Source organism: Legionella resiliens (assembly GCF_021344005.1).
Lineage (GTDB): Bacteria > Pseudomonadota > Gammaproteobacteria > Legionellales > Legionellaceae > Legionella > Legionella resiliens.
The window spans coordinates 795,995-813,265 of sequence record NZ_JAJTND010000004.1 but is presented as its reverse complement, the minus strand read 5'-3'; the positions used below and the strand labels follow the sequence as shown (position 1 = coordinate 813,265).

The following is a 17,271-nucleotide window of genomic DNA, read 5'->3' as shown; positions in this document are numbered from 1 at the left end:
GTAATTCCATGTATTTATTTTATCTTGTTTTTGAGAAGGCTTATTAATGATCTTCGTGGAAAACCATTTTTGTTTGCATTAAATTGTGCCATTAACTGTCCTGTTTTCTTCCCAAATTTTATGATGTCTTTTTGATACCATCCAGGAAAAATATCTTCATTTTTTTTTGCAAATTTATAAAGATTATCCAACATATAACGCAAAACGCCTGGAGTCATCTCCAGTCCCGAATGTTGCATTGAGATACGTCGAAGTTCTTCTATGCGTTTGAATGAACCTGTTGAGGTTTTAGTGGTGTTATATTCCCGATTTGCAGACAAAACACCATGGATAGGATGAGGATCACCTAATGTGGAAAGACGCATCCACAAATCAAAATCCATTCCATACTCTAATTCCACATTAAGATACCCTATTTGTTCTAAACAATGGCGATTCATAAATGTCGAAGGTTGCAAGATATAGTTCAAACCCATAACTAATGCAGCACGGTCAAAAGTTAAACTGTTTTTAGGGAAGAACCGAGTTCGTATTTCCCCTGTTTTCGAAACTCGAAATCCATCTCCGAAAAAAAAGGGAGCGTGTGGATTTATTTGATACGCATTGACCACTTGTTCAAACGCGCCTGGAAGATAGTAGTCATCGGAATTAAGCCAAGCAACTAACTCTCCAGATGCTTTCATGAATCCTTTATTTATTGCATCGCTTTGACCTTTATCTGGCTCACTTACCCAATAAGTAAGATAAGGCTCAAATTCATGAATAATTGATAAGGAATCATCATGGGATCCACCATCAATAATAATATATTCCAAGTTTGGATAATTTTGAGAGAGAACGGATTCAATACATTGCCGAAGAAAAGAGCCTTGGTTATATGAGGGAGTCACAATAGAAATTTTTGGCAGATTATTTTCTTGCTTCATTTTTAATTCTCTTAAAAAATTGTACTTTTGTAAAAAGGTTATTCCATGTATTGAGAGTCTTAAGAGCAATTTTTATTAGCGGTAAGGAGAGCAAATTCTGTGCGTCGGTAAGCTGGACTGTCAATGATTGAATTTGAGCATCAGCATGTGTTTTATACTCTTGAAGAACCTCTACCTCTTGACGCGCTTCAGTAAGCCATATAGTCAACGACTGAACTTGAGCATCCGCATTTGTTTTATACTCTTGAAGAACTCCAACCTCTTGACGCGCATCAGTGAGCCATGTGGTCAATGAGTGGATTTGAGCATCCGCGTTTGTTTTATACTCTTGAAGAACCTCTACCTCTTGACGCGCATCAGTAAGCCATGTGGTCAATGAGTGGATTTGAGCATCCGCGTTTGTTTTATACTCTTGAAGAACCTCTACCTCTTGACGCGCATCAGTAAGCCATGTGGTCAATGAGTGAATTTGGGCTTCAGCATTTGTTTTATACTCTTGAAGCTCCTCTACTTCTTGACGGGCATCAGTAAGCCATGTGGACAACAATTGAATGTGTTTCCCCCGTTCAGCACGATCAGCCTCTACTTCAGTTAATGAATTCTGACACTTTAAAAAATTAGAGCGAAGATCTAATAATGCCAGGGTCATCCTTCCACTTGCAGTTGCAAGAAGACTCTTTTCAATCTCATCTTGAGAATGTGGATTAAGAGGTTGACGGCTAACAATCAGGAACATATCATAGTGAGCAAATATTGCCGGCTCAAAAGCAATATGATTTGCCCCTAATTTAGAGAACAAACGCTTGATTGATGTTTGACTGAATAAATAGAGATGTTCATCATGCGTTAACAGTTGTAAAAAAGGAGCTCTAGCAGCTTTCAGATTTTCATAGACATCATTTTCTTTGAATTGAGGCGTTTGAATGATTAAGCAGCCCCCGGGCTTAAGTAATTGAAGGCAAAGTCGCATTGTTTTTTCCGGGTCGGGTAAATGCTCAAGCACATCCATTAATGCAATGACATCAAAACTTGCCGGCTCAAGCTTAGCTTGTTCAACTGGCCCTAGCAATATAGGAACATCAAAAATATGTTGGCCATATTCAATAACCCAAGGACTGAGTTCTAATCCGCACGCCATATAACCTGCTTGTTTCATCAACGCAACAAAGCTGCCGTGGCAACAGCCTATTTCAAGTACCTTGGCCGGAGGGCTTTGATATTTAAGTAAGGTCTGCATCCAATGTAAGTTTCTTTCGATTAAATCAGTTCTGGAGCGAGTAAAAATATCTGCTTGTTCTAGATCGTGGGTCTGGTGCTCAATCCAATATTTTTTTCCATAAAAATCCGTTTCATCATCCTTTACTAATAACTCCTCATCATTAAGTCCGGCCTGTGAAACCAGAGTCTGGCAATCAAGACAAAATCCATAATTTGGTCCAAATTTACTTAAATTTTTTGTAGTCCCACACCAACATTTTCTCATTTGGATTCCTTTATTTTTGGGGCTGCGCCTCTTATTAGAGCTCTTGCAAACTAATATTGTCCTTTGATGATGCACAAGTGCGAGGGAGAACCTCGATGAAAGATAATTTTAATCAATAATTCTTCAATGTACCTATGCACATCTTTTCCCAAGTTAGCAAATGCAAAATGTATCAGAATAGGACTTTTTTGATAAACATACAGGAAAGTGACTTGCATTGACTACATGATAAAATCTAAATACCCACCGAAGCTTTTTCAAAAAAAAATATGCTCATACTCAGTCAATCTGAAAAAATAAAACATACTTAAGACAGGGGAAAGCAGTTCAATCCACGAGCATAATCACCTAACCCAAATCCGATACAACTTCTTATTTGCAGTATATCTTACTTTTTTTAGTGAATACAATAAAAACATCACATGGAAATTTTGTAAACAATAATTGATAAATAACTCTGAATAACAACGCCACAAAAAGCTTCAAGATCATATTAATCACGCTATCAAAGAAAATTTTTAGAAAAAAAAAGAAGTATTACAATCTATTTCTGAGCTCTAGAAATTCCCATTAACAGCGGAAACCTTATTTGCTTAAGCTAGACAAACATCTGCTCCTTTAAATCGAGCAGGATAACATTTATTTTATTTCCTTCCTCAGAAAATCGAATGGCGTGGAGTATTTCTTCTCGCGGGACTCCTTGATTTAGTTGAGGTAGGAAGTTTTGAAATTCATTTTCATCTGGTTCTCGACATAATAAATAACGATAAGCATTTTTAAGGAACTGAATATCCTCGTATACCAAAAAATCTTTAATGCAATTAAATTCTTCTAATACTGTGTTACTGGTAAGCTCCGTTCCGGTCAAACGTAAAGGTTGATTGTCTTTCAGATTAATAACTTGTAAATAGCGTAAGGACTTTAATTGTTCTACAAATTTATCTTTTGTGTAACAGGGCATTAAATTAAACAATGCTCTTCGATAAGCTTGTTCAACACTGAGTGCCTCTAGTTTTCCTTGGTTAACATTATTATGCACAAAAAAGGCGTTATTCCCCGCCATAGTAGATCCTATAAGAACATACCCGTGATTTTTCAATAAATCGTAATAGGCACGAAGAGACGCTCCAAAATAAGTTGGTGGATAGGTTGTATTCCAAGTAAAATTTTCTTTATAAGGGATAGATACCGATAGTTCCTTGCCAAAGAAACTATTGTATTCCAAAATAATAATCGCCGGTTCAAATTTTGGATTGCATTCCATCAGACTTTTCAGGACCCAATAATCATTACCATCAATATCCAATGAAAATAGCCCGATCTCGTCAGGTACATCCAATTCACTTATAACACTATGAATATTATCTTTCGTAATATAATGTTTCTTAGCAAAAAGATTATTTCGCCAGAAAAAATTGCTTGCTTTAATGCTGTTAATGCTCTTTTCACAACAGTCAATAATAATGCCTTCCCAGTTATTATTTTCTAGTAAAAAACGAGTATTTGCTTCAGTGTAATCTTCCACACCAATTTCAATAAATATCTTATTTTTTATGGCGTCTGCTAAATGATGTGTAATAAACTGAATAATACCGTCTTCTCCAAACTGTGAATAAACAGCAAATTCCACATCTTTGATTGGCGATTTAAGAGATTTTTGCTTAATTTGATCAGAAAGAAGTTTTCCTAATAATTGCTTAGTTTTTAACATAAAGCGTAAGCCCCTTCTATGTGAACTCCTGTTCCAAGGAGTTTATTAATCTATTTTCGTAATCTTTGCTCTACCCCATTCTCCCCTGACCTGGTAGAAGACTCCCTCGAAGGGGTAATGGGTCTAAAATTTAGCACCTAACTCTCAGAGCCCACATTATCCACAAGTCCGCAGACCATGGAGTAGCCTTAAATAATTACACTCCAGTGAATCCTGTGGATAATGCTAGCCGCATCTCAAATTCAAATCTAAATCATCAATAATAGTTTTTGCTTATTGCATAGTTTTAGTTCGTTAGAGCCAATGGTCTATTAACTATCTTCTATCCGAAGGATGCTTATTCATAGTTACCCAATACTGCATAGGCTATATTTCGTTTCTTGGATATTTCAACTGATTGAGCTAACGATAATTTTTTCATCATGTTGCGAAAAATCAAACATGAATTTTCCTGGTAAATCAACAATTCCATGGTGAGTTAATGGTGGACCGGAGCGTTCGCCAGTACGCATTCTTACACTCAGAACACCAGCATCGGGTAAATGACAGATTCGAATAATTTGACTGAATAGTTCTTCATGCTTCAGGAAAGATTTATCTTTATAACTCTTGGAATCAATACTAGCGAATCCTAATTCAAAGCTATACTCGCCCGGCTGTAATTTTAAAGTAATCATTTGTTTGCAGCGAATAAGCGTCCCTGCTTTGAAATGTTCAGAAGAAACATCGACATTGTGTTCTAAAGAACCTTTACCATGAACAATGATGCCTTTATCATTTCGAATGACAATACCCCCCAGAGGAATAGCTATAGCCTGTAATAAAAGAAATTCGTAATAAAAAACTGCTACGTCACCTTGAGAAAATCGGGTACACGGATTCCCCAACTTATCACATAAAACATATCGTGTGCATTTGGCCATATGATTGGTAACTTGCTTTAGTTGAGAAGCATCCATAAATATAGAATTGTCATCCCAAATATCTGTTTTATTAGAATGAGCCTCTTGTATGCGCTGCTCTGGAACTATTTGCTTTGTCGAAGATTCTTGCACTGCTTGCCACCCGGGTTGATGCAATAAATAATAATGTTTTGTAGTCTCGACAGCATTACCAATAAAAAATGGTTTACCATTTTCCAATAAAATTGCTCGCTCACAGTGCTGTTCTATTTCATTCATCGAATGGGACACTAATAAAATGACGGTACCCGATTCTTTTAATTTTTCTAAATGAGCATAACATTTCTGACGGAAAAATATGTCGCCCACAGCGAGTGCTTCATCAATAATAACGATATCCGCATTAACATGGGCTTGAACTGCGAAAGCCAGCCGCACAAACATTCCGCTCGAATATGTTTTTACAGGTTGATTAATGAAATCACCAATATCAGCAAATTCGACAATCTGCTCATACCGTTGCTGAATTTCTGTTTGATTGAGTCCTAATATATATCCATTAAGAAAGATATTCTCTTTTCCTGTGAATTCTGGATTAAAGCCGCTGCCTAACTCCAAGAGCGCCGCGAGTCGACCTTTAGCGATAACACTTCCACTTGTTGGGGTTAAAATCCCCGCAATAATTTGCAATAAGGTGCTTTTTCCGCTGCCATTACGACCAATGATTCCGAGGGTTTCCCCCTTACGCACTTGAACCGATACATTTTGTAATGCCCAGAATTCTTGGTAGTAAGTAGGTTTTTTATTTTTAACAATACCTAAAGATGCGCCTGTTTGACAGAGCCGAGACATTAGAGCCTGCTTCAATCTATCTTGAGGTTTTGAGTAAGATTCATAGCGCTTGCTAACGTTAGCAACATCTATAACAATTTCAGAAGTCACGGGTATATACTCAATGTATTATGATTTCTTATTATTTGAGGATCGTGACAATTACCATTCATGGTTGCAAAGTAATAAATCATTTTAAGTACATCCGCAAATCCTTTTCCCCACTTTAAAACCCAATCTGCCTCGGGTTCAACCATCCCTTAAAATAATATAAAGTTCATTAAGAATCAATAAAATCAAAAGGTAATTGCAATTACGCTCATCGAAAGATTGACTTCTTAAATTCAATAAGAGACTCTATTGCGGCTTTACAAATAAACTGGCAAAAAAATAAAACAAAAGTTTTAAATGGGATGCTGAAAATAGTTTAAGTGAGTGAGGTCTTTATGCGGCGTGCTTTGATCACAGGGATTAATGGCCAAGATGGTTTTTTTCTCAAAGAGTTGTTGTTAAAAAAAGGATATCAAGTATTTGGCTTTGCTCGTAAAACATCTCAGGCAAGCTCAGAGATACCCGAGCCATTAAGCAACGTACAGATGATCTATGGGGATATTTCCAATGAAGCGGATATTTCTGCTGCAGTTGACGTTTCAAGCCCCGATGAGATTTACCATCTCGCATCCCAATCACGCCCTGGCCAATCCTGGACCCAAGTACATCAAACCTTGAATGCGAATGGCATGGGAACGATTCATCTCTTGGAAGCTTTGCGTCGATTATGCCCCGAAGCACGATGCTACCATGCATCATCTTCAGACATGTTTGGACACACTAAAATATCCCCTCAAAATGAAGAAACACCTTTTAATCCAAGCAATCCTTATGCTGCTTCCAAAGTATTTAGCCATCAGATGATGCGTATCTATCGCGAAAGCTATGGGTTATTTATTGTTAATGGTATTTTGTTCAATCACGAAAGCGAGCGTCGCCCTCTTCATTTTCTTACCCAAAAGATAGCTTATGGTGCGGCCTGTGCTAAGCTCGGGATTAATAAGTCACCCGATGTGAACGAACGAGGCCTTGCACTGGTATCACAAGGTAAATTAGCGCTGGGTAATTTAAACATTGCACGTGATTGGGGTTATGCACCCGATTTTGTGCATGCAATGTGGCTTATGCTGCAGCAAGATAAACCCGAGGATTTTGTGATTGGTACAGGAAAATTACACACTTTAGCTGAAGTATGTGCTATCGCATACCAACATGTGGGTAAAGAATGGCAAGCACATGTAATCAGCGATCCAGCCCTGATTCGACCTTTAGAAACGTCACAGACGGTTGCAGATGCCTCCAAAGCACGACGGGTTTTAAATTGGGAGCCAAGAGTAAATATCCAAGATATGATTCAAAAAATGGTAGATGTACAAGTCGCGAGATTATTGAGAGTTATCTCACAATAGAAATGACAAAAAAAGGACAATGTTTTAGGGATAGATGAAATATGGATTTCTGGAAGCTACTTTTGTCTTTATTATTCGGGGCACATTTATTTTTTTTTAGCGGCTATGCAATTCGGTGGTTGTTTCTAGTATTTTATCCACAGAAATTAAATAATCGTATTACTCCTGACGCATTAGAATCTGTGACCGGTTATGCCTTGACGGCATTGTTATGTTTCCTTTCTTTAATCACCTTTGGGACATTAGTATATGGAGGGTTAATAGCTTCTGTCTGCTCCTGTGTTGCCCTATTCTATTTATATAAAACACAACAGCTAAGGATTAGAAAATCTTTTCGATTTACTCCATCGTTCATTATAAAAATTGCTTATTTAAGCGTAATTTTAATTATTTATTTACCCTCCCTTATTGGAAAAAGTACAGTATTTCATTTACCACCTATCGATGAGTTACCTAACGGAATCGCTGCAGTTATAGCTGCTGCTCATGCAGAACAATGGCCCGCTCCTAATCCTTATTTCCCAGAGCTAAGCTTTGCATACAATCTATTATTTTATTTCCCTTTAGGACTAATTGTTCGTGGTATTGCTAAAGCCAGTTATGTCATACCTGTATATAGCTGCGCTGTTTTATGGGCTTCATGGCAAGCACTGGGTATGCTTGAAATCACAATGGATAAGTTCAAGCTCAGTAAATATCAACAAATAACAGGATTATTATTTGCTACTTTTTTAAGTAGCTTATTACCATTTATCATAGCGTCAGATGCACCAATGGGTTATTTACTCAATTTTAATGGTTTGACTAATTTTAATATGGAAGAACCATTGACCTATTCCCTTTACCTACCACAATATATTTTTGTTTGTTGCTGCATCATTGGTTCCTGGGTTGTATACAACATGCCTCCCTCTCTATTGCGCAGCATACTTTATTCTTTGCTATTGAGCTCTGCTGCACTTTCCGGATTTTTATTTGCTCTAATTATTTTTATAACCTTTTTTCTATATTGGATATGGGACTGTTGGAAATATTATAGTACCTCTAAGTATCAAATTACCTCCCTTGTTTTATTCCTATGCGCTACAAGTTATTTTATATTGGAAGCTAAAAACTGGGCTGGTTATTCAAAGCTACTGGGTTTGTGGCCTCGCACCGGGTGGTCATATTTCCTTTTAAGTGAAGGGATTTTATTCTTGGGAATGCTGATGTTTTTTATTGCGTATAGAAGAAAAAAATGGACTCAGCTTGCTATGAGTTACGCCATTCCTTTTGCAGCTGCATTGTTAATGTTAATGATTGCTAAGGATACAGATCTTGCTTCAAAATCCGCTTTTTTCATCCATTCAGTATCCATTGTTATTGCAGTAATGGGTTATACATGGGCATGGAATAAACTTGGGAATTTTAATTTACTGAAGTGGCTATTATTTATAACTCCCTTGGCTTATTTTTGTTGCTTAAGCTTCATTCTAATTGGTTTTTATTTTGCGCATAGTTATATACCTTATTCTCAAAATGAGACTGCAGAATTAGAAAAGATGCAAGAACTGCCGTTTGGCTTAAGAATACTATTCAAAGAGCCAGACCAGCAGCGAGCTGCTTTGAGCGGACATCTTGTCTATATGGATTTTAAACCTTATCGAAAAGATGCTTACTTACCTGAGAATGAGCGGGTAAAAGCAAATATATTTTTTAGTAAAGAAGACATCGATCTTAAAAATAAAAAAATAAATGCTATATTCTCAAATAATGAACTTATAATAATCTCACCTACATCCAGTTCAATAAAACCATTAACATTATCTCAATTGACAAATTGGCAAGCATGGCAAAATAAATCTAAAAAATCAGAATTAAAAGTTGCTTTTGATATTTCTACTTTGGCTATAAAAAGTACTAAACAGTTGGTGGATGCAGCATTAATTATTCCCTTAACACTTCCAGAGGGAGTTTACCAAATATCCGCTAAAGTAATGGGGCAGGTTACGGCAGGAAGTGGGCATATTTCTCTCCATGGTTTAAAAAAATTAATTAATATTCCTGTTGGAAACTACAACAAGCCAACAAAATTCTCCACTATTTTTCAAATCATTGAAAAACCTAAAAGTCGATATGTTTTGGCCTTTGGCTTGGGTGGTTGGACACAAGGTCGAGGCCACATTCAATTAAAAGATGTGGTAATAGAGGAACTATCTTAATGGATGATAAATGAGTCAATTTGCTTCAGTTTTATTTTTAGTTTTTTTTCTTAAAATTCTATCAGTCGGATTGATTGCGCGACTTTTTATAAAACAATATTCAGATCTCCTTGGTTGTATTCTTGGGGCTTGGATGCTTGCCCAATGTTTTTATATTTTATGGATGTTGATTTTATCTGGTTTTAACATGTTAACTACTTTCTACATGTGGATTGGATTAATACTCTTTAATTTTTTTCTTTTGATTTTTTGTATGAGAATAAATGAAAGCCCCCAATTAAAACTAAGTAATTACAAATTATTGATGAACACTAATAGTTTAATCACTATCATCGGTGCATTAACGATTTTTCTGACTCTAACTTATCGAAGTTTATATTATTATGATAATACTTGGGATGCTATTACCTATGGATTAACACGTATTGATTTTTACGCGCATTATCACACTTTATTTATTATACAACCTACAAAGGCTATAAATATTTTCAGCAATGAATGGAATGGTGAATTAAATTGCCTATTTTATTTGTTGTGCGTCGGTAAAGAACAAGCTTGCTCTTTTGGGAATGTTGAAATTTGGTTACTTAGTTTTCTGGGTTATAGTTGGTTAAGTGCGATATTTGCAGTTCCTGTACGTTTTAGGCTTTTAGCAGGTTTATTACTAGCTACTACCCCAGTTATTCTAGGATTAACTAGTACAATTAAAGGAGATTTATTTGCAATCACTTGTTTTGCAATCGGTTTAGGCTTTACTTTTCGTGCTTTAGCTAAAGAAGACTCACAAAACAGTGTTTTAAATTTACTCTTTGCCTATACTTCATTTGGACTCGCGATGGGAGCAAAAATAATTGTTCTACCTTTCGTAGCCCTAGTGATCAGTTTCCTTTTCTTCCTAGTTGTTTTTCTACCTAATAAAAAAAGCAATTGGCTAATATTTCTAGGTAGTATTTTTCTATTTGCCATTGCAAATAGCAAGTATATTCTAAATTATTTTACTTTCGGTTCTTTTTTCAAACATCTAGAATCGCCTTACCCATCATTTAATAATATTATTAATAACTTAAAGGGGATAATTCACTCAGGAAGTGATATTTCGTTTCTTTTTTCACTACATCCAGGGTATCCGGTATTGAATTATGGTCTTGGATTTCTAGCTTTTCCAATCCTACTTTGGTTTATTTATAGCCTATGGTTAAGAAAGCATAATGTTTCCACATACAAAAAATTGCAAAATTATCGTTATAGGATTGTTATTTTTTTTCTGGGAATAGGCTTTAGTTATTTATTAATAAACCTACCCTGGTATCCATGGTGTTTTCGTTATTTCGCCCCATATCTATTGGTGCTAGTCACCTTTATAATAGCATTGCCTTTTCATTTTAAAACTCAGTTAGTATCCAATTATTATCACAACAAATTTCTGGTAATTTGTTCTGCTATTATAATAATGATTAATAGTATTTTTACTTTTTTACAACCTGGAGAGCTATTTCCTGTTTCCTATAATAGAGCGATGAAACAATCAGAAATGGAAAGAAAAGTCGCTCGTCATCCGTACCTATGGACTATCCTGAACAATAATCTAAAAGAGCTGAATTTAGATAAAATGCATAATAAGAATATTTTATTATTCAATGAAATTGGTTCAGCAGTTCTGCCATTTTTTGGTGAAAAACATCAAAATAATATTGAATTAACTGATAGTTTAAACTCTTTTAAAGAAAAAGCTTCTGTAAAAAAATATGATCTTGTGGTAATTGCTATACGTCCATCAACATCAATAGAATCAATAGAGAAATTTGCTACAGTGAAGTTACCCGGATATACCCGCATCAGTAACAATCCTTCTGATATTCTTTTCTTTTGGCTTCTATTTGTTCCTAATCAAGTTAATACTGCTAATGGTCAGAAAATATATCATCCCACAGTTTAACACTATGGGGATAAAAATAGTTGCAACATGGGCTCGATGCATTAACGAGGCTTAAATATTAGGTTATGATGCTGCTTATGCTGCATTCAGCATACATCATCCGAGGTTAAAAAAAAGTTACCATGCAGTATAGGTAATTTAGTATTGTACTTGATCAGAGTCAGCCTTTGAAATCGTTAATGTTCAGGATATGATTAAAAAACAGTTGATAGACTACCTACTCGGTTTTTGAAAGTCTAGTCTCAATAAAAAAAATAGGGAAATGACAATGTTTTTAGGAACCAGTCTATTTTGGATAACTATCGCGGGGATTTCCTTACTAACATTTATCGCTACAGTGTTAGGACGAGGTTGTGCTGCTTTTTTTCCTTATCGATTGAATGCACCTGCTTTATTTTTTCTATCCCCTATATTGGGTTTGGCACTGCTCACCATCATAGCGTCACTTCTGGGACGTTTTTTGCCGCTGGGAAATACAATATTTTTACCACTATTGGTAATCATAGTGTTCATTGGCGTTATTATACGTGAGCGAGATCCTTGGCAACTGTCATCTCATGCTTTAATGATGATCGTTTTTACTTTTCTTTGTGGAAGCAGCTTATTATTGACTCTGTATCTGTATGGGGGGTTTAATGCCCATAATGACGCATTTACTTATTTAGTACATAGCAATTGGTTACAAACGCACGCTTTTTACGAGCAGATTTCCCCAAATAGTATAACTCCCTCAACAACTCAGGTCGTTCTTTATCAAACCTTAGGTTTAAGGATGGGAGCAAGTTTTTTACTGGCATTAGTACAAGCATTGCTTCATCTTCAATGGTCATATGAAGCGTATCCTACGGTTGCTATTGTCAGTATAGCCAGTTGTTGCTTGGCAATTGGATTTCCTTTAGTGGGGATACTAAGAACTATGCCCCGGTTTCTACAATTAGTGCTTTTATCATTACCTGGATTTAGTTTAGGTGGACTGGTTTTTGGCGCTCATTTTGGTTTTTTACCACAAACTCTTGGTCTTGCTTTAGGCGCCGCATTACTGTTCACTCTCGGACCCTTATTTCAACGCTTGAGTACAATCCGAAAACCTATTCTCCTACTTCAACCGGCACTCCCTTGTGCTTTGCTATTCTCTGCGGCTGTTTATGCCTATTCTGAATTTTTACCATTTCTTTTATTTGGAGTTTTAGCAAGCGGTTTGTTGGTGGCTTGGCGTTTTCATGCTTGGAAAAATTTCACTCTTTTTTATTTGGTATTTCTGTTATTTTTTCTCGTGATATTGAATATGGAGTTAATGCGTACTTATAGCGCTTTGCGTCTTCAATCTCACACGATTGTAGGTACTGCCGTGGATTGGAAGTTAATTGGCTATCTAGCCCATGCATTAGGAATTCATGGCGGCGCTTGGGATATTTTCCAATGGACTAAACCTGATTATACCGGTAAGGATATTTTTGAGTGGACTGATCCTAGTTATGCAGACAGGTATATTTTATCTGGATATTGTATTTTGCTCTTGATATTTGCTTGTTTGACTCTAAGGGTTAAGCAGCTAAAGCGTTTTGTATTGAGTGGAGTTTTTTTACCCACGATTATGGTTTTACTTGTTTTAGGGGCTGGATTTATCTATTTCCGTTATTTTGTTCAAGCACCGTTTCCAATAGGTAAAGGACAAAGTTGGAGTCAGTTTAAATTGTCTGACTGGTCGCATCCTTTCCTGATGGCGATATTACTTTTCGCTTTCGCGAGTTGGTGGCAGCGTGGTAAAAGGTTATTTTATGTAACGATAAGTGTAGTATTATTTATCAGTTCATCGAGTGCCTTATGGCTGAGTATGATGCGAATTCAACCCTTGTTAGCAGAGTATGAGGGTATAAACAATTTAGATCAATTTTATCTCAATCTTCGCAAAGAAGTCTTAACCAATTGTCAGCCTGATGCGCCTATTTATCTTGCACTGCAAAAAAATGATAAGTTAAGACAAATGATCACTTATTTTTTGGCGGATCGTACATTAAATTCGGATTGGCGTAATGACGGTTATATTTCACCTTGGCTGCCATTGGCACAACAGTCTCCGAGCTTGAAAGCAAAACAGTGTGTCCTTGAATCTGTTAATAATAAAATGCTCTTGGATAAAGGCATAGTCATTGGTCCAATTCAATTAGGCATACTCTCCGGCAAAGAACGGGTACAAATTGTTGATGTCAGTGGAACATATGATAAAGAAAGCGATGAATATAATTGGTGGTATTGGGTAGAACATAAGGCACATTTTAAATTAACTCCCCTTTTTATTTCTAAAGAAATAAAACATACTCGGTTGCAATTTGAATATTCAACAAGAGGTCAACAACAACTAACATTGCACATTATGACTAAAAATGGCGTTTATAAAAATATAGTTATGGATAGTAAAGGAGATGAGTTGTTGAAATTTAGTCAAATTATCAATCTTTCACCCAATGAGTTAACAGAAATTGTTATTGAAACCAACGGCAAATCGTCTCCTTTGAGCTTAAACGATCAGCGAAAAGCAGCTTGGATCATTCGTAATTTATCAGTACGTCCGACAATAGATGTTTAAAATTCTTATCTTAGGCTTGGGAGGTATAGAGGAAATGATATCAAAATAGATAATTTCGGGACTTGAGATAGCTCAATGTGTTTAACCGATTGGAATAATTTTTAGATTAAAGATAGCATAAGCAGCAAGTCTGGAATCGGCTTCACTTAAACGCGTTGCGTTCCCATTTGTCGTAATGATAATTTTAGTTAGGAGTTCAGGAGGGATATCAAGTATCTGCTCATAGACTGCTCTCTTTTCATTTTTAGCATGATCAATAATAATCTGATGTTTAATACCTTTTCCTTTCAAATAAACGATTAATTGTTGCGACCCATGGAGATCGTACTCAAAAGACAATCTTGTTTTTTTCATTTCTAAAAATATATCTGGATGTTTTAGTTGGAAGATAATTTTATCCTTAACCCAATACCACCAATTTCTCCCATTCTTTTCTTGAGGATATGCATTATTAACATTAATAATTTCCATCTCAGCTATGGGGGGTATGAAATGAGGTTGAACCTCGGGATTAGTACTGATATTTAATCGCTCCAACAAAGCATCTACAAACCCATACCCAAATGCATTAATATTGTAATCCACCATTTGTAATACAATTAAATCGCTCTTCATCACATCATCTAAGATATCACCTTGGATCTGTTTTTCAGTCAATGAAGGAAAATCGTTAAAAGAGAAACTGCGTCCTGGTTTATGAATTGTTCGGGTTTTGAAGTAGCGTGAAAAAACTAAATCATCATAAGCTTTTGAACGATCCAGTGCAGATATGATTTGATCCATGAAACTATCACCTACGAAAAGGATTTTAGGGTGGTAATTAGCAGAAAATCTCGCTGAGGGTTGAGGGTATGGACTCAGTTTTTCCAAATTAACATTAGAAAATACATTCAACAGCCATAAACCATCCAAATCAACCAGTTCTGGTTTTTTGTAAATTGGATTGCCGCACTCAAGCTTAGGAATATCGGTTAATGTCTTCGTGGCATTATCAAATAACTGCTGAGCAACCATGCATCCTGTATAATAGTTCCAATGAACTCCTGTATTCGCATGGGTTTCAATAGCCTTCTTCCGATAAAGTGTGCGCAAAAACGGTGCGGAATCTATAACATTCACTCCTTGCTTTTTCAACTCATAACCAAGATTAGCTATTTTTCGAAATAGATTTTTATCTGTAGAAACTAATAATCTTTTACCGAGCCCTTGGGGATGAACATAAGGTTTGGAACTACTAATAACCACGACAAAATGCTTGCCATTGACTTCTAGCAATTGTTGAATTTTCTGAATTTTTTTAGCAAATTCATTATAAGACTTGGTTAAATTCTTGCGATTCGTATATGCATTGTTTAATTGATCAATCGATACTTTGAGGTATAGCCCATGTTCCTTGGTAGAATAAAGGTTTAGGCGTGGCATCTCTGAAAAAAGACGAAAGGATATTTCATTAAAACCGCGAATGAGAACCGTTCTAAATCCCGCTTTCTCATCAAACACGTTTTCCCAATATTTTTGCCATTTCCTATCAAACCAACTCGTTATCAAACTACTGGGTTTTTCCAAATTCTTTTCCACATAACCATACAACGGTTTTTCATGGACAATATGAAAAACCGATTGAAGAAGAGGTAGACATAAGAACAGTACAATGATAATTGAAAATATTCGGGTAAATACCTTTTCTTTGCTGTTCATGATCTAAAACCTAAAATAAAGAAAAGGCGTATAATCTGAACTAAACATCCCCATAGTTGCCAATGCTAACAAAACCACAGTCGCAGCAAATAGAAATGATTGCTCCCTAATACCCTGTATCACCATAGTATCGCTCCAGGCACTATGCCACCATGCGGGCAAACGTAATGTATTTCCAGGAACTTTAAAAAATACGATAATTGAACCAAGAAGTAATAAAAACAAATCACGATTGCCAATCAATAAACCCCAGGGGTGGTGATTGAATTTCAACGTAGTAATGCCCAACATCACTTTTATAAAACCAAGAGCATAGGCAAATGTTGGTGATCTAAAAAGTACCCAACCAAATAAAACAATGACCATGGTCATAGCAAAACGCAACAAATCGGGAAAATAATCCTTTAGTTTGGGATAGAGCTCTGAACAATATTTTTCCAAGCAAAGGAAAAAACCATAATAGGCCCCCCATGCTATAAAAGTCCAATTGGCTCCGTGCCAAAAACCAGAAATCAGAAAAACAATCCATAAATTAACAAAGGCTCTGAATTTAGAAGTTCGATTGCCCCCAAGAGGAATATACAAATACAAACGCATCCAGCTGGATAAACTAATATGCCATCGTCGCCAAAATTCGCTGATACTTTTAGATAAATAAGGTTGATTAAAGTTTTCGGGAAAACGAAAACCCATCATAGCACCTAAGCCAATGGCCATATCTGAGTATCCAGAAAAATCAAAATAAATTTGCAGCATATAAGAAAATGCTCCTGACCATGCCGCGCCCAAAGACAATTCATGTATAGGGAGAGAAAAAACACGGTCAGCAACGAAACCTAATTGATCAGCAATTAATATTTTTTTAGAAAATCCGACACAAAAACGAAAAAAACCAACTAAAAATAAAGAACTAGGATATGTTCTTTTTTGGATTTGATTACCAATATCATGATATCGAATAATTGGTCCTGCAATCAGTTGGGGGAATAAAAAAATATACAGTGCGCAATCGTAAAAATTTCTCGGAGGCGTAGCCCTTCCCTTAAAACTATCTACCAAATAACTGATTTTATGAAATGTGATAAAAGAAATTCCTAATAGTAATGGCCCACTGCCTTGAGGCAAAACTCCATGATATAAATTCAATGGGTACAAAATATCTTTAAGTATAAATGCAGTATATTTGAATCCAATCAAGATACTCACATTCAGAAAAACACCCAAACCTAAAAGTATTTTTTTTCTTGGAAGGGACAGAGTAGATGTTGTCGATACAGCTTTTGATAAAAGATAATCCAAATAAACCAAAAACAATAAAAGAAAAACATAAACCGGTTCCCCCCAAGAGAAAAAAATAATGCTTCCAATTAACGCAAACACATTGCGCCATTCTCCATGAGCTGGGCATAGATAATAGAGGGAAATAAAAATCGGTAGAAAGAAAAATAAAAACATGGGGGTGGTAAACAACATAATAAATCCCTTTAATCGTCTTAAAAGTATAATGATGTAAAATAAGTTTTATTTCCTTACCCA

Annotated in this window: 10 protein-coding genes; 4 read left to right on the top strand and 6 right to left on the bottom strand. The window is 35.9% G+C overall.

The annotated features are described in order from the left end of the window. Positions 1–14: 14 nt before the first annotated feature. The 4 genes from LXO92_RS09025 to LXO92_RS09010 all read right to left on the bottom strand — a co-directional run bounded on the left by LXO92_RS09025 (position 15) and on the right by LXO92_RS09010 (position 5,964). Positions 15–926, bottom strand: a complete 912-nt coding sequence (locus LXO92_RS09025) for a glycosyltransferase family 2 protein (RefSeq protein ID WP_232890827.1) — start codon at positions 924–926, stop codon at positions 15–17. Then, on the bottom strand, positions 910–2,409 hold the full coding sequence (locus tag LXO92_RS09020) for a class I SAM-dependent methyltransferase (protein ID WP_182352354.1): 1,500 nt from the start codon (positions 2,407–2,409) through the stop codon (positions 910–912). The genes LXO92_RS09025 and LXO92_RS09020 overlap by 17 nt, the downstream gene beginning before the upstream one ends. A 598-nt stretch (positions 2,410–3,007) precedes the next feature. Beyond that, on the bottom strand, positions 3,008–4,120 hold the full coding sequence (locus LXO92_RS09015; RefSeq protein WP_182352353.1) for a DUF4214 domain-containing protein: 1,113 nt from the start codon (positions 4,118–4,120) through the stop codon (positions 3,008–3,010). Between the two features lie 389 nt (positions 4,121–4,509). Then, entirely contained in the window at positions 4,510–5,964 is a 1,455-nt protein-coding gene (locus LXO92_RS09010) for an ABC transporter ATP-binding protein (RefSeq protein WP_232890826.1), read from the bottom strand. A 335-nt stretch (positions 5,965–6,299) separates the two neighbouring features. Between LXO92_RS09010 and LXO92_RS09005 the strand changes: the two genes are divergently transcribed. The 4 genes from LXO92_RS09005 (at position 6,300) to LXO92_RS08990 (ending at position 14,037) form a co-directional block, all read left to right on the top strand. Next, positions 6,300–7,313 (top strand): GDP-mannose 4,6-dehydratase, encoded by a 1,014-nt coding sequence (locus LXO92_RS09005; protein WP_232890825.1) that lies wholly within the window; start codon positions 6,300–6,302, stop codon positions 7,311–7,313. Positions 7,314–7,354: 41 nt separating this feature from the next. Next, complete coding sequence (locus tag LXO92_RS09000; RefSeq protein ID WP_232890824.1) at positions 7,355–9,514, top strand: hypothetical protein; 2,160 nt, start codon at positions 7,355–7,357, stop codon at positions 9,512–9,514. Positions 9,515–9,524: 10 nt separating this feature from the next. Then, positions 9,525–11,450 carry a hypothetical protein gene (locus tag LXO92_RS08995; protein ID WP_232890823.1) on the top strand — a complete coding sequence of 642 codons (1,926 nt, stop codon included), beginning with the start codon at positions 9,525–9,527 and terminating at the stop codon, positions 11,448–11,450. A 268-nt stretch (positions 11,451–11,718) separates the two neighbouring features. Continuing rightward, the gene (locus LXO92_RS08990) at positions 11,719–14,037 is read left to right on the top strand and encodes a hypothetical protein (protein ID WP_232890822.1); all 2,319 of its coding nucleotides are present in this window, start codon (positions 11,719–11,721) and stop codon (positions 14,035–14,037) included. An 81-nt stretch (positions 14,038–14,118) separates the two neighbouring features. On the opposite strand, the gene LXO92_RS08985 is transcribed toward LXO92_RS08990, so the two are convergent. Both LXO92_RS08985 and LXO92_RS08980 read right to left on the bottom strand, forming a co-directional pair. After that, positions 14,119–15,735 (bottom strand): alginate O-acetyltransferase AlgX-related protein, encoded by a 1,617-nt coding sequence (locus tag LXO92_RS08985; protein WP_232890821.1) that lies wholly within the window; start codon positions 15,733–15,735, stop codon positions 14,119–14,121. 3 nt (positions 15,736–15,738) lie between these two features. Beyond that, a complete protein-coding gene (locus LXO92_RS08980) occupies positions 15,739–17,208 on the bottom strand; it encodes an MBOAT family O-acyltransferase (protein WP_232890820.1) in 1,470 nt (489 codons plus the stop codon). Positions 17,209–17,271 lie beyond the last annotated feature (63 nt).

What these genes read in the sequence shown, in the direction of transcription:
- LXO92_RS08980 (WP_232890820.1), bottom strand. Translation starts at nt 17,208, where the DNA reads ATGTTGTTTACCACCCCCATGTTTTTATTTTTCTTTCTACCGATTTTT.
- LXO92_RS09000 (WP_232890824.1), top strand. Translation starts at nt 7,355, where the DNA reads ATGGATTTCTGGAAGCTACTTTTGTCTTTATTATTCGGGGCACATTTA.
- LXO92_RS09015 (WP_182352353.1), bottom strand. Translation starts at nt 4,120, where the DNA reads ATGTTAAAAACTAAGCAATTATTAGGAAAACTTCTTTCTGATCAAATT.
- LXO92_RS08990 (WP_232890822.1), top strand. Translation starts at nt 11,719, where the DNA reads ATGTTTTTAGGAACCAGTCTATTTTGGATAACTATCGCGGGGATTTCC.
- LXO92_RS09005 (WP_232890825.1), top strand. Translation starts at nt 6,300, where the DNA reads ATGCGGCGTGCTTTGATCACAGGGATTAATGGCCAAGATGGTTTTTTT.
- LXO92_RS09025 (WP_232890827.1), bottom strand. Translation starts at nt 926, where the DNA reads ATGAAGCAAGAAAATAATCTGCCAAAAATTTCTATTGTGACTCCCTCA.
- LXO92_RS08995 (WP_232890823.1), top strand. Translation starts at nt 9,525, where the DNA reads ATGAGTCAATTTGCTTCAGTTTTATTTTTAGTTTTTTTTCTTAAAATT.
- LXO92_RS08985 (WP_232890821.1), bottom strand. Translation starts at nt 15,735, where the DNA reads ATGAACAGCAAAGAAAAGGTATTTACCCGAATATTTTCAATTATCATT.
- LXO92_RS09020 (WP_182352354.1), bottom strand. Translation starts at nt 2,409, where the DNA reads ATGAGAAAATGTTGGTGTGGGACTACAAAAAATTTAAGTAAATTTGGA.